This window comes from Clostridium neonatale (assembly GCF_900465025.1).
GTDB classification, from domain to species: Bacteria; Bacillota; Clostridia; order Clostridiales; family Clostridiaceae; genus Clostridium; species Clostridium neonatale.
In genome coordinates this window covers 142,957-156,694 of the sequence record NZ_UICR01000002.1, presented here as the reverse complement: position 1 = coordinate 156,694, position 13,738 = coordinate 142,957, and the positions used below count along the sequence as shown (strand labels likewise).

The following is a 13,738-nucleotide window of genomic DNA, read 5'->3' as shown; positions in this document are numbered from 1 at the left end:
AATAAAAAAGCTAAATTTTGGCGCCAATAATGAAAGTATAAATACTATAATATATGAGCATTAATTCAGGAAATAATTTTATGAAAAATAAAAAATATAACTATGATGAAAAAATGAATAGAGATACATATGATGAGTGTAACAATGGTTCAGAAAATTTTTATGAAATGAGCGAAAGTGATATTGAAACTTTAGAGTTATTAGGGTTACAAATATTATTAATATATATTAATATTTATGGATATATTTTTTTGTATAGATCATCACTAGAAGGTATTGAACTGATTTTTAGTCAATATTATAATGATAATATAAATAATACAGCTGCAAGAGCGGATAAAACAGGTTTAAAAGCAGTGTATATTTTCTTTATAGCTCAATTAATATCTACAGGAATAGCCATTGCTAAATATAATATTTTATATAAAAGGAAGCTGAATCAAGAGATTAATTATTCACTTGCACCTAATATATATATTATTATTAGTAATCTAATAAGTATAATAGCATATATTTATCTTATTAATGGAGCAGAAGGGATTTTTTCAAGGGATCAAGGACAAACTATTTTGGGAATTTAAATTATATAAATAAATGAATATGTATTGGCTATAGCCTGGAAGGCATACACAATGGGAATATGTAAATAATAAAAAAGAGCACTGCTGGAAAGAAAAAGTAGTGCTCTTTTCAATCAGCTATTATAAATATAAACACATTACAAGTTAGGGAACATTTTAATTTGCTTCATGACTTTATTTTTTTAATTGTGCTATCTCATTCTTAACAGACTTTAAAAAATATTCTGATGTACGTGAAAATATTTGATACTTTTTCCAAACCATTGCTAGATTAACCTCTAATTTTGGCTCTAATGGTTTGAAGCATAGAGGACTATTGCCTGTAGTATTTACAAGTCTGTCAAGACATAGAGCATATCCTATTCCTTCTTCAACCATTAAAGAAGCATTATAAATCAAATTGTATGTTGCAATAACATTCAATTTTTCAAAATCTTTGCCTAACCAGCCTGAAATCTCATTGTTGACAGTTATATCGCTAATGTAACATCACTTACTATTGCTATGTTATTTTTTGCAATAGTAAATGGATTAGCATTAATAGCTACCATCATGTTTATTCCTACTTCACCAGTAGAACATAGGATGTCTTATGGAGAACAATTAGGTGCTTTAAAAGAAAAGAATGTTTGGATTTCGATTGTAGGTGTAATGTTGCTAAATGGTTCAATCTTTGGTGTCTATAGTTATTTATCAGAATACCTGAGTCAAGAAACAGGGTATAGTATATCTGTTATCAGTATCATTCTATTTGCATATGGAATGGCGAATATAATTGGAAATGCTCTAATTATGCTTAGCGGTGTATTTATTATTATGCGTATCAAAACACAAGAAAGCAAACAAAAGGCAATTGGATAGCAGAGGAATTATGCTATTTGATAGCACGTAGTCTTGGAATAAATTGTGCAGAAACTAAGTATCTTGGAAATGGACTTAGTTTATAATTTTATGTATAATTATAAATTAGAACATTTCTAATTTATATAAGGAGAATAAAATGAAAGTTGAACTTAATGATGTAATAGAGGCAATAGAATTTGAAAATGAATTATTAAATCATTTTTATAATAAAAAGACTGGGGTAATTATTTATAAAGAAGATTTTACTACAGCATCTTATAATGCAGAAGATATAAAAAGGCTTGATGAACTTGAAGAGTGGGAAAGAGAGCTTGTAATTAATTTACATGATTTAAAAGAGAACCCAGAAGATTATATTCAGCTTCCTGTAAAGGATGAGTCATACGAATTAAATATAATGATGGAGTTTTGTAATTCTTTTAGCGATATTAGTATGCCAGATAAAATTGAAAAAGAAGAAGATTTAAGGAAAATAATTCAAGATAAAAATCTTTTAAGTGAATGGTATGATTATAGAGAATATAGAGAAAGAGAAATTGCTATTAAGTGGTGCGATGAAAATAATATTGAATATATTGTATAAATGATTTCAATAATATAGATTTAGGAGAGTAAGATGGTAGATCTAAAAAGCAGTGCAAAGAAATTAAAATTAGACATACCCGCTGTATACATTGCATTAAAAAAGAAAGAAACACCTATAATTGCAAAAGTTTTTGCTTTAATTACAGTTGGATATGCTTTATCTCCTATTGATTTGATACCAGACTTTATACCTATTATAGGTTTTTTAGATGATTTAATCTTACTTCCACTACTCATAGCAATAACAGTTAAATTTATACCTAAAGAGATATTTAATAAATGTAGAGATGAAGCAGAAAATCTCTGGAATAATGGGAAAACTAAAAAATGGTGTTTTTCAATACCAATCATATTAATATGGTTAATGATAGCTTTATTACTTATTAAAGTATTTATTAAATAACAGTTAAACTATACAAACTATAAATAAAGTGGACATTTTTTTAGATGTTCACTTTATTTATAGTATTTATTAATATTGATTTAAAACGGATTCTTAATAAAAATGAAGAAAGCAGTTAAAAATTAAAAAATGATAAAAATATATTAATGAAAAGTTATTTAATATATAAGAATAATTTTTAAATTATATGCTAAGTAATATTATTAAATTAAAAGATTAGTTTATCACATTGTATTAAATGGTTTAATAGAAACTCTTGAATATATTAATGAATTAATATTAAAATTAAAGTAAAAAATATATTTAAAATTAAGATGAAATGAGGTGGAGTTATGAATGAAATAATGAATCAAGCTAAATTATTGAAGGATGACCTTATAAGTTATAGAAGAGCTATTCACAGAAATCCTGAAGTAGGCTCAGAATTGTCAAAAACTAAAACGTATGTAATTAATAAGTTAAAAGAGTTTGGTTATGATCCAGAAGAAATATGCGAAAGTGGGATAGTAGCAACAATTGAAGGACCTAAACCAGGAAAGACATTCTTATTAAGAGCTGACATGGATGCACTACCAATGAGTGAAGAAACTGAATGTAATTTTAAATCAACTAATGGATGTATGCATTCCTGTGGCCATGATATGCATACAGCAATGCTTTTAGGAGCCGCAAGATTACTTAAAGAAAATCAACAACAAATAGAAGGAACTGTTAAAATAGTATTCCAGCCAGATGAAGAAGGATTCACTGGAGCTAAAAAGATGATAAAAGCAGGAGTACTTACAAATCCTAAAGTTGATGCAGCTATGGCAATGCATGTCCACTCAGGAACACCTTCAAATGTAGTATTATGTGGCTTAGGTACTAGTATAGCTGGGTGTAACAGGTTTAGAATTGTTGTAAAGGGTACTGGATGTCATGGGGCTATGCCTGAGCTAGGTGTAGACCCAATAAATATAGCTTCTCATATATACATATGTTTACAGGAGATAACAAGCAGAGAAATATCAGCTACTGAATCAGCAGTTATAACTATAGGAAAATTTACTGGAGGGGATGCTCCAAACATAATACCTAAAGAAGTTATTATGGAAGGTACTATTAGAAGCTTAAATAAAGAAATAGGTGAATTCATATTTAATAGAATGAATGAAATAGTAACTTCTACTGCTAAGATGTTTAGGGGAGAAGCTGAATTAATAGAATTATCTTCAGTACCTCCATTAAGTAATGATAATAATTTAGCTCATGAAATTACTGATTATATAAAGGATTTAGTAGGTGAAAATTCAGTGATATTATTTAACTCTGGAGGAATGGGTTCAGAAGATTTTGCTTCTTATTCATATGAAGTTCCAAGTTTATATGTCATGTTAGGGGCAGGCACAAAGGAGGAAAATGCTTTATATGGCAAGCCAATGCATAATCCTAAAGTTGTATTTAATGAAGAGATATTACCTACAGGAGCAGCTATGCATGCATATAGTGCAATTATGTGGTTGAAAAATAATAAGTAAATTATGATTTTTCGGTGTAATAGTTAAAATCTAATAATAATTCATATATAAAAGAGGCTGTCTAACTAATAAAAAGTTTTCTACAATGTATTGTAGAAAACTTTTTAATGCGACAGTCTCTCTCTTTTTCTTAATAAAAAAGATAAGGGTGTGGAGGAAAGAATGGTAATAATTCTAATGCAGCCACATTAGCGAATGGGAAAAATCTACGTCTAAAACGTCTAAATCTTCTTCGTGGACGACGATGAAATCCAACATTTCCATGCTGTCTGTTTCCATCATAATTAGATTCATCATCATCATCTAGATCAATTACGTCCTCGCCAACCAACATGACAATACGATCTTGATCTATATTTTCAATCATTCCATCAAATATGCTTCCATCTGACATTATTAAAGTAACATTATAGTATAAGTATTTTTTGCATTTGCTTTTTAAATTTTGTGTGCTGTTGCTAGAGTCAAATCCGTCTAATAGCATTTTCTAAATCATCTCCTTTCAGATACATGATATTCATCATTAAGGAAAATCGTGCTATATGAAATGAACAAATTTTTATAGCTAAGCATAAGCAATGGCTATACTTACATAATATTAATATATACTATACTCTTAGTTTCTTTACCAATTTTCTGGAGGATATTAGATTATCCTTGTATTCATCTAAATCATCTTTTATCATGCCTAAATATAACAAATCAGTTAGAATTAAAGATGCATTTCTTGAAGAAACTGCACCAAGCCTCAAATCTTTTTCTTGAGAAGGAACATATAAAACTAAATCTGAGAATTTTAATAATGGGCTTTTTATAAATTGAGTTATTGCAATAGTTGCCGCACCTTGACTTTTTGCATATTCCATAGCTACATTTACTTCTTTTGTATTTCCACTATAGCTTATAGCAAGCGCTACATCTTCGTTAGTTATATAAGTTGTTGCAGCAAGTTGCATATGAAAATCATTAAAGAAAACTACATCATATCCGATACGAGATAATTTTTGTGCTAAATCATAGCAACAGATTCCAGAACTACTTATTCCAAATAAATAAATCTTTTTTGCTTTTTTCATTGCTTCAACAGCATTTCCTAAAGTTTCTATTTTTAAAAGCTTATAAGTTTGTTCGACAGTTGAAGTATCGGAGGTCATAGACTTTTTTACAATAGTATTTAATGAATCTTTCGCACAAATTTCTTCAGAAAATAAAGGTAATTCATCGGTGTTATCTTTGGCAAGATCAACTTTTAGTTCACTAAATCCATTATATCCAAGCTTTTTTGAAAATCTTATAATAGCAGCTGGGGAAGTATTGGTTTTAGATGCAATGCTCTGAATAGAGTCATAAATTACCTCATTAACATTTTCTAAAATGTAAGTGGAAAGTTTTTTTTCATTTTTGGTTAGATTATCACAAATTTTAATTTTATAAATACAGCTCATACTAAGACCTCACTTAAGTTAAAATATATCTTTATATAATGTATTGTATCAAATTTTATTGTAATTTACATTAAGAATTACTTTTTATTGTTCTAATAGCATTAGATATATTACCGTTTTCTTTAGCTAAAATATTTGAACATATATTTTTATCTTTCTTTGTTAGAACCATGCAAATTGCAATTTTAACATTATAATCGCTTTCAATTAAATATTTATTTGCTTCTTCTAAAGTACATTCGCTGCTTTTAGCTATGATATTCTTAGCACGTTCTATTAATTTTTCATTAGTAGGCTGAACATCAACCATTAAGTTATGATACACCTTACCAAGTTTGATCATAAGAGATGTAGAAATCATATTTAAAATCATCTTTTGAGCAGTACCAGCCTTCATTCTTGTACTTCCAGTAATAACTTCAGCACCAGTTACAGCTTCTATAGATACTTTTGCATGTTTACCTATTATGGAATTATGAACACATGAAATTGCTCCTGTTAAAGCTCCAATTTCATTAGCATAATCTAATCCAGCAACTACATAAGGAGTTCTTCCACTTGCAGCAAGACCTATAACAGTATCATTTTTATTTAGATTAATTTTAATTAGGTCATCTTTAGCAAGAGTTAATGAATCCTCAGCACCTTCTTTAGCTTTTAATAATGCTTCATATCCACCAGCAATTATACCTTGTACTAATGATGGATCTACACCATAAGTTGGGGGACACTCGCTAGCATCTAAAACTCCTAGTCTACCACTTGTTCCAGCTCCAATATATATTATACGACCACCCAGAAGCATTCTTTCATATGCTAAGTCAATTAATTTTTCGATACTTGGAATAGCTTTTTCTACAGCAAAAGTTATCTTTTTATCTTCAGAATTAATTGTTGTTAAAATGTCTTTTGTATTCATAGTATCAATATTTACAGTATTTTCATTTATAGTTTCTGTATCAAGAACATTTAAATCAACTTTCATAAACATCACTCCTTGCTATTATTATATAAATAATAAAATTTAATTTCAATATATTAAATAAAAAAAGTAATTATTTTTTCAAAAAGAAAATTTATGAAAATACTAATTTTAAATTTCATATTATATAAAATTTAAAACTAGTATAGTAATTTAATATAAATTGATAGATATACAGTACTTTATATATGTTGATGCATAAGAATATATATTTTAAAAAATCTATATTTTTTATATTTAGGAATAAAAATAAAATTTATACATATAACTTTAGAAATAAAATAATATTTTAATATATAATATTTTTTATTGAAATATTATTGACAATACCATATGAGAGACTATAATAAAATTATAAAATAAATTTTGTAAATGTTACTGAAAAATAAATATATTGGTAAAATTATTTTCATCACCGACAACGTTTACTATATATTTAGTCAAGTAGCAGAAAGGAGTTATTTATGGATTATAAAAGAATTGCTAAAGAAGTTTTAACCTTAATAGGTGGAAGAGATAACGTTTATGGAAATGCTACATGTATGACAAGACTTCGTGTTACTTTAAAGGATTCATCTAAAGTAGATTTAGAAAATCTAAAAAAAGTAGAAGGAGTTATGGGCGTTGTTGAATCTGATACCTTACAAATTGTTTTTGGACCAGGAAAGGTAACTAAAGTTGGTCAAGAATTTTCTGAATTAACAGGTATAGCTCTTGGAACATCTGATGAAGTAAATGCAGAAGACCTTGCAAGAGAAAATAAGGCTGCTAATAAAGCAAAGCAGACAAATCCTGTACAAGTCTTCTTAAGAAAAATTGCTAATATATTTGTACCTTTACTTCCAGGAATAATTGCAGCAGGACTTATTAATGGTATAACAAATGTTATTAATGTATCTTCACATGGCTCTTTAAGTGGGCAATGGTGGTATGAATGTATAAGAACAATGGGATGGGCACTTTTTGCTTATTTACCTATACTTGTAGGTATGAATGCTGCTAAAGAATTTAAGGGCTCTCCAGTTCTTGGAGCTATGGCAGGCGCTATGTCAATTGCAAATGCAGCAATGCCCCTTTTAGCAAAATTTAATGATGCAGAAGTAATACTACCTCTTACAAATAAAGTATTTAATCCAGCAGCAGGTGGACTTTTAGCTGCACTTATAAGTGGTATGTTTTTTGCATTATTAGAACGTCAAATTAGAAAAATCATGCCAGATATACTTCAAACATTTTTCACCCCTTTATTAACAGTTATTATTGGATGTTTAGTAACATTATTAGTACTTCAACCACTAGGCGCATTCTTAACTACAGGAATTTTCGTAATATTAAACTTTATATATGATAAATTAGGGGTTGTTGGAGGATATATATTATCAGCTGGATTCCTACCTTTAGTAGCAGTTGGACTCCATCAAGCATTAACTCCAATTCATGCTATGCTAAATGATCCGAATGGAGCAACACAAGGAATAAATTATTTATTACCTATTCTTATGATGGCCGGTGGAGGACAAGTTGGTGCTGGTTTTGCATTATATCTAAAAACAAAAAATAAAAAATTAAAACAATTAACTAGAGATTCATTACCTGTTGGTATATTAGGAATCGGAGAACCAATGATGTATGCAGTAACTCTTCCTCTAGGAAAACCATTTATAACTGCTTGTTTAGGTTCAGGACTTGGCGGAATATTAGCTTCACTATTCCATTTAGGTACAGTATCACAAGGAGTATCAGGATTGTTTGGATTATTAATAGTTGTACCTGGAACACAACTTTTTTATATAATTGCTATGGTAGGAGCTTATATAGGAGGCTTCATATTAACATACTTCTTTGGAGTTGATCACCAAAGAATTGATGATGTTTATGGAAAATAAATAATAGAAAAAGGTGCTTAATATGAATGAATTTGGTATATCAATATATCTTGGGACAGGATATGAAAGAAATAAAATTATAATTGAAAAAGCTGTTAAAAATAATGCAAAATATGCGTTTACATCTCTTCATATTCCTGAAGAAAATTTAGAGAATTATGAAGCTGAAGTAAAGAAGTTATTAAACCTATGTAATACTAATAAAATTAATTTAATAGTAGACGTAGGACCAAGAACATTAAAGAAGCTTGGATTTAATAACTTTAAACAACTCAAGGAAACAAGCATAACTCATTTGCGTTTAGATTATGGATTTACCTATGAAGAAATAATTGAATTATCAAAAGATTTTAATATTGTATTTAATGCATCAACTCTACTAGATAAAGATATAAACGAATTAAAAAAGTTAAATGCTGATTTTTCAAAGTTTTATGCATGTCATAACTTTTATCCTAAACCATTAACTGGGCTATCTTTAAAAAAGGTTGCTAAAATTAATGAAAGATTAAAGAACTTAGGAATTACTACAATGGCTTTTGTATCTGGAGATAAAGAATTAAGGGGGCCTCTTCATATGGGGCTTCCAACAGTAGAAGAACATAGAAATGGAGATGTATTATTTAATATACTTCAATTAATAAAAGATGCTGAAACTGATATATGCTTAATTGGAGATATAGATAGTACTGATGAAGCTTATACTAAATTAAAGGAACTTTCAGAAGGATATATATCTTTAAATACTAAAATATATGAAAAATATTCATTTGTAAAAAATATGATTCACCATGAGAGACCTGATTCAAGTGAATATGTAATTAGATCTCAGGAATCTCGTGAATTTAGTTCCCAAGGAAAAGTATTTTCGCCAGATAATATTAAGGAACGCAGAAAAGGTAGCATATCCATTGGAAATTCAGAATATCTAAGATATTCTGGTGAACTAGAAATAGCAAGAAAAGACCTTGATATAGAGCCTAAAGTTAATATTATTGGATGTGTAATACATTCAGATATAAAATACTTAGATTACATTACTGATGGTATGGGATTCAAATTAATATAAAGTCTAAAAGGATGAAATCACTACATTTTATAAAGAATGTAGTGATTTTTTATTTTCTTAGAAATTATAATAAAGACTAATATGCGGACGAGGTGTCATAGGTGATGGAGAATAAAGCCAACTGGTTATTTCTAAGAAAGGCAAATCGTCACAATCTAAAGTGACAGTTCATGTTTCGTAATTCTTGTTTTTCATTCGAGCCATCGTTGTTATAATCATCTAAATGTGACTTAGTGATTTCTTTACATCAACTATTACTGATATGGTGAATCGTATCATAAATAATGCTTTTACTAAAATTAGATAATTAAATATAGGAGAGAGGTTAATTGTGCTTCACCTTCACCATTAAAACCACGAAAATAAGTATGTAGCTTTAATAGCTGCTTACATATGGTCGTGGTTTATTTTAGTTTTTAGACATTTATAGAAAGCTTTATCTTATAGCAGAATAAAAAAGGAGTGTATTAAAAAGCAGCAATTTACAAATAGGAATGAGTACTTCATTTTTGTATTTTTTCAAACTTAACTTGACGTTTTAACTTTCCTAAGGAGATTGGCTTAGCACTATCTTTGTAGTTCTCCCAAAGGCATACACTTGTAATATTGGTATTGTCATAAGTTTTAAAGAAATATTCACAAGTATTTGTATTAATAAAGGCAGTATATTTTGTATAGTCATAAGTAGCTCTATTTGTTATTACTACTCCTTTTGGAATAGAAACACTTTCCATAATATGAAAACATGCGTTTATTGCCTCTAAACTGTTATTAGGTGTCTGAATATGTGTTTTTTGATATGCTGTTCTTACAAATCTTTCTGGGGACGTGTAACCTCCTGGCAACTGCACAGTTCCTCCACCCTGACCAAATGGTTGTAAATTAATTTTTCCCCAGTATGCATCATCGTTTTGTGTTGGTGATACATCCATGTAATTTCTTAAATTAGTCATATGCCACTGAAAATCAGGACTGTTGGTCATAACTCCAATTTGATTCTGGAATATCTGTAGACCTTTTTCTGTTTGTTCAATAACAATACACTCTCCGCTTTTATCTGTGGCAATCCAATGTAAAGGTGCGACTGTATGTGTTACTGGATCTTCAAAACCTACAATACATATTTCTAGTAGGATTTCTTTAAGTTCTTTTACTGAACCACATCTTCCTAAAATATAATCGAGAAAATCTAAAGATGAAATAGGTTCCTTATCAATATAGTTTGATTGAGTTTTGTATTTTGCATAACCTGCAAAATATAATGTTGCAGCTGCAAATCCTTTTTCATTCACCCCATCAAAAAAGGCAAGGATTCCATCTATTTCCTGTCCGATTCCTATAAAACTATAGGGATTATAAGATTTATGCATGTTAAGAGCATTGTTCCGTACATAATATTTAGGTACAATATAAAGCTCAGGATCAATATCATAAGAAAAATCCATGGTTCTGCCAAAAAAGTTTTCCGACTGTTTTGATTGTAGCGTCATTGCTGTGCACATGTTAATTATCTGCCTCCTATACTTTATTTAAATAACCAGACCTTAGAAAGGTAGGTGTGTGGTAGACCGTATTTAAGCATATAAATTTATGCTCTTAAAGGAATAAATTCTATAAATAAAATGGCTATATATTTATAGATATACTTCCATGGGTAATAAAGTTCCATTTTGTATATAAAACCATGTAAGGCCTAGAACAAACATTTTATATTGTAATAAAGATAAGCCGAAGATGGCAGAATTACATTTTATAAAAGCTATTGTATTCTATTTGATTCGCATTTTTATAGAAGACTATATCATAGCCGCCTTGGCGATTTTTTTATTTTTGGCAGAAAACCAAAAGTATTATCTGAAATTAAAGTAATTTTATGCTACTTAGATATAGAAATTCTTCAAATATTATTAACTATGCATAGCTAATAAATTATTTATGAAAGTTAATTTGGATATATATAGTGTAAATATACTTAAGAAAACTCCAATGAATAATCCAACTAATACATCGGAGGGATAGTGAACGTATAAATAAAGTCTTGAAAATCCTATTAACGTAGCAGCTAATAGAGAAATTACTCCTAATTTTGTATTTGCACTAAAGATTATAGTTGCAGCTGCAAAGGAAGACATAGTATGTCCAGAAGGAAATGAGAAATCTTTTGGTCTAGAGATTAATAAATTCATTATACTATTTGCATCACAAGGTCTAACTCTTGCAAATAGTGGTTTCATGATTAAATTACATACAACTATGCAAAGTATCAATGAAGCTATTATTAATATTCCATACTTTCTATATGTCTTATTTATTAAAAAAATAAAAGAAATTATAAGCCAGAGAATACTCATATCTCCTAATTTTGTGATTAAAGGCATTATCTTATCTAGTATATTATTCTGTATATTAAGTCTAATAAATTCCAATATAAAGTTATCTATATTTAATATTGTTTCCATTATTCATCACTCTTTTCTTCAGATGGAAGTTCATTACCACAATTATTACAGAACTTATCTCCTTTGTTTACCACGTGGCCACATTTATTACAAGTGTTACTTATTTTTGTTCCACAATGGATACAATAAATATTATTTTTACTTTGAACTGCACCACATTTAAAGCAACTTTGATTATTTTGCTTGTAGATTAAATAAACAAAGACCCCAGCTAAGTTTGTGAACAATGTAATTATTCCCCATAAGGCAGGACTTAATTTTGATTTTTTTGCATTTTGATATATGAAAATAGAAAGTAAAACCCAATACATCATAAAGAAAAGCATAGCAGCAGCGCAGACAATTTTTATATACATTTCAGCATTTTGAATTGGATGTATGTCACTGATAAAATAGATTTTATCTCCAGTGCTTTTATTAGCACTATAACTTAATAAGTACAGCTTTTCATTATTAAAATTGTTTCTAAAAAATATTTCATTATTATGATCATGTTCTATTTCTTTTTCATTACCAAGAAAAGCTGCTCTTAAAATAAGTTCTTCGGATTTTACCAATTTAAAGTTTATATTAGAATCATTAGCTAAAGTTAAATATGAAGTTCTTTCATCTTTTTTAGATAATTCTAAATTAAATTCAGATTGATTGAATTGTGAGTTTTTAGCAGAGAATAAAACCCTATTATCTTTATTTATTATTAAAATATCTGCAATATCAGTTGACTTATTTGCAAAGTCAATAATATCAGCAGTTATAGAATCAGTTCCAATTTTTTCATCCTCAAATTTCTCACTAATTTTGTTATAATTTATGGCAAAAATAATCTTTTCTTTAAATTTATACCCTAAAAAGGAAATAGAAAATATTCCAACAACGAATGCACATATTATATATGCAACAGTTATTTTTTTAAAATTAAGCTTATCGATAAATCGGTCAATATTTTTCATTTATAAATCTCCCCTTTGCTAATATATATATATTACAAATTTAAATTTGTAATCAAATTATATTTATAATAAATTTGATGTACTGTATTAATAAAAATAGAAATTATAAAAAGTAGAATATATTTTAATTCAGATTCTTAATATAATCGGTGAAAGAATAATTGTAGAAATCATTAAAAACAACATAACTGGAAAACAAACTATTAAAATATTAATTCCCATAAAAACAAATAAAAATGGTATAGTTAAGAATAAAAAAGCGACAAGCATAAATAGTTTTTTTGCTTTTTCATCTTTTTTCTTTTCTTTTATCTGATAACATTTTCTTTCAATTTCATTATCAAGATTTAGTAGTAACTTGTTCAAATCCTCATCCATATTTTTTTCCTCCTGTATGCAAAATTTTATTTAGCTTTGTTATTCCACTATGTATTCTACTCTTTATGGTTTTAGGTTCTGTTTTAAATTTTTCAGCGATTTCTTTTAGAGTAAGCTGTTCTAAATACTTCATTTTTATGGCTTCTGCCTGTTCATATGGAAGCTTATCCATTTCTTTGAGAATTTCAGACACCTCAATATGATTTAGTACGGTATTTTCAAGATTAATACCATCATCAACATCTAATTCATAAATATCTAAGTTCATATTTATATTTTTTCTTAAATAATCTATATAGCAGTTCCTTGCAATTGTTAGAATATATGTGGAGAAAGTAGCTTTGCCATAAATATCAAATTTTTCGATATTTCTAATAACTTTCATAAAAGTCTCTTGTAATAAATCTTCACTTAAAACCTGATCACTCGTAAGCTTTAAGAGAAATTTAGAAAGATAAGGGTAATAGAATTTAATAAGTTCATTAAAAGCTTGTTTTTCACCCTTTTGGCAATTTTGTATTAACTTTGTTTCATCCAATATTTCATCCCCCGTTTCTAATTAATTACACGTTGCAGATTTAAAAAAGTTGATAAGTATTTAATAATATTCTAATTTAAT

The 13,738-nt window shown here is 28.1% G+C and carries 16 protein-coding genes; 7 read left to right on the top strand and 9 right to left on the bottom strand.

Annotated features, from left to right (window positions below):
- Positions 1-80: 80 nt before the first annotated feature.
- The gene (locus tag CNEONATNEC86_RS12310; RefSeq protein WP_058295486.1) at positions 81-581 is read left to right on the top strand and encodes a hypothetical protein; all 501 of its coding nucleotides are present in this window, start codon (positions 81-83) and stop codon (positions 579-581) included.
- Positions 582-755: 174 nt separating this feature from the next.
- Here the strand turns inward: CNEONATNEC86_RS12310 and CNEONATNEC86_RS12305 are convergent, their stop codons facing one another.
- Positions 756-1,004 (bottom strand): type 2 periplasmic-binding domain-containing protein, encoded by a 249-nt coding sequence (locus tag CNEONATNEC86_RS12305; RefSeq protein WP_353885336.1) that lies wholly within the window; start codon positions 1,002-1,004, stop codon positions 756-758.
- Between the two features lie 162 nt (positions 1,005-1,166).
- On the opposite strand from CNEONATNEC86_RS12305, the gene CNEONATNEC86_RS12300 reads away from it, so the two are divergent.
- The 4 genes from CNEONATNEC86_RS12300 to CNEONATNEC86_RS12285 all read left to right on the top strand — a co-directional run bounded on the left by CNEONATNEC86_RS12300 (position 1,167) and on the right by CNEONATNEC86_RS12285 (position 3,950).
- Positions 1,167-1,442, top strand: a complete 276-nt coding sequence (locus CNEONATNEC86_RS12300; RefSeq protein ID WP_058295485.1) for an MFS transporter — start codon at positions 1,167-1,169, stop codon at positions 1,440-1,442.
- 139 nt (positions 1,443-1,581) lie between these two features.
- Positions 1,582-2,028 (top strand): hypothetical protein, encoded by a 447-nt coding sequence (locus tag CNEONATNEC86_RS12295; protein ID WP_058295484.1) that lies wholly within the window; start codon positions 1,582-1,584, stop codon positions 2,026-2,028.
- A gap of 33 nt (positions 2,029-2,061) precedes the next feature.
- The gene (locus CNEONATNEC86_RS12290) at positions 2,062-2,433 is read left to right on the top strand and encodes a YkvA family protein (RefSeq protein WP_058295483.1); all 372 of its coding nucleotides are present in this window, start codon (positions 2,062-2,064) and stop codon (positions 2,431-2,433) included.
- A gap of 332 nt (positions 2,434-2,765) precedes the next feature.
- The gene (locus CNEONATNEC86_RS12285; RefSeq protein WP_058295482.1) at positions 2,766-3,950 is read left to right on the top strand and encodes a M20 metallopeptidase family protein; all 1,185 of its coding nucleotides are present in this window, start codon (positions 2,766-2,768) and stop codon (positions 3,948-3,950) included.
- A 130-nt stretch (positions 3,951-4,080) separates the two neighbouring features.
- Here CNEONATNEC86_RS12285 and CNEONATNEC86_RS12280 read toward each other — a convergent pair whose 3' ends face one another.
- From CNEONATNEC86_RS12280 to murQ, 3 genes are all read right to left on the bottom strand, one after another.
- Complete coding sequence (locus CNEONATNEC86_RS12280; RefSeq protein ID WP_058295481.1) at positions 4,081-4,434, bottom strand: hypothetical protein; 354 nt, start codon at positions 4,432-4,434, stop codon at positions 4,081-4,083.
- Positions 4,435-4,558: 124 nt separating this feature from the next.
- Positions 4,559-5,395 carry a MurR/RpiR family transcriptional regulator gene (locus CNEONATNEC86_RS12275; RefSeq protein ID WP_058295480.1) on the bottom strand — a complete coding sequence of 279 codons (837 nt, stop codon included), beginning with the start codon at positions 5,393-5,395 and terminating at the stop codon, positions 4,559-4,561.
- A gap of 70 nt (positions 5,396-5,465) precedes the next feature.
- A complete protein-coding gene (gene murQ / locus CNEONATNEC86_RS12270) occupies positions 5,466-6,380 on the bottom strand; it encodes an N-acetylmuramic acid 6-phosphate etherase (protein ID WP_058295479.1) in 915 nt (304 codons plus the stop codon).
- 461 nt (positions 6,381-6,841) lie between these two features.
- Between murQ and CNEONATNEC86_RS12265 the strand changes: the two genes are divergently transcribed.
- Both CNEONATNEC86_RS12265 and CNEONATNEC86_RS12260 read left to right on the top strand, forming a co-directional pair.
- A complete protein-coding gene (locus CNEONATNEC86_RS12265; protein WP_058295478.1) occupies positions 6,842-8,263 on the top strand; it encodes a PTS transporter subunit EIIC in 1,422 nt (473 codons plus the stop codon).
- A gap of 22 nt (positions 8,264-8,285) precedes the next feature.
- A complete protein-coding gene (locus tag CNEONATNEC86_RS12260) occupies positions 8,286-9,332 on the top strand; it encodes a MupG family TIM beta-alpha barrel fold protein (RefSeq protein ID WP_058295477.1) in 1,047 nt (348 codons plus the stop codon).
- Positions 9,333-9,835: 503 nt separating this feature from the next.
- Here CNEONATNEC86_RS12260 and CNEONATNEC86_RS12255 read toward each other — a convergent pair.
- The 5 genes from CNEONATNEC86_RS12255 to CNEONATNEC86_RS12235 all read right to left on the bottom strand — a co-directional run bounded on the left by CNEONATNEC86_RS12255 (position 9,836) and on the right by CNEONATNEC86_RS12235 (position 13,657).
- Positions 9,836-10,834 (bottom strand): linear amide C-N hydrolase, encoded by a 999-nt coding sequence (locus tag CNEONATNEC86_RS12255; RefSeq protein ID WP_159136123.1) that lies wholly within the window; start codon positions 10,832-10,834, stop codon positions 9,836-9,838.
- A 405-nt stretch (positions 10,835-11,239) separates the two neighbouring features.
- Positions 11,240-11,791, bottom strand: a complete 552-nt coding sequence (locus tag CNEONATNEC86_RS12250; RefSeq protein WP_125149811.1) for a phosphatase PAP2 family protein — start codon at positions 11,789-11,791, stop codon at positions 11,240-11,242.
- Positions 11,791-12,741, bottom strand: coding sequence for a zinc ribbon domain-containing protein (locus tag CNEONATNEC86_RS12245; RefSeq protein ID WP_159136122.1), 951 nt, complete (start codon positions 12,739-12,741; stop codon positions 11,791-11,793). The genes CNEONATNEC86_RS12250 and CNEONATNEC86_RS12245 overlap by 1 nt, the downstream gene beginning before the upstream one ends.
- Before the next feature lie 129 nt (positions 12,742-12,870).
- Entirely contained in the window at positions 12,871-13,119 is a 249-nt protein-coding gene (locus tag CNEONATNEC86_RS12240; RefSeq protein WP_058295473.1) for a hypothetical protein, read from the bottom strand.
- Positions 13,112-13,657 carry an RNA polymerase sigma factor gene (locus tag CNEONATNEC86_RS12235; RefSeq protein WP_058295472.1) on the bottom strand — a complete coding sequence of 182 codons (546 nt, stop codon included), beginning with the start codon at positions 13,655-13,657 and terminating at the stop codon, positions 13,112-13,114. The genes CNEONATNEC86_RS12240 and CNEONATNEC86_RS12235 overlap by 8 nt, the downstream gene beginning before the upstream one ends.
- Positions 13,658-13,738 lie beyond the last annotated feature (81 nt).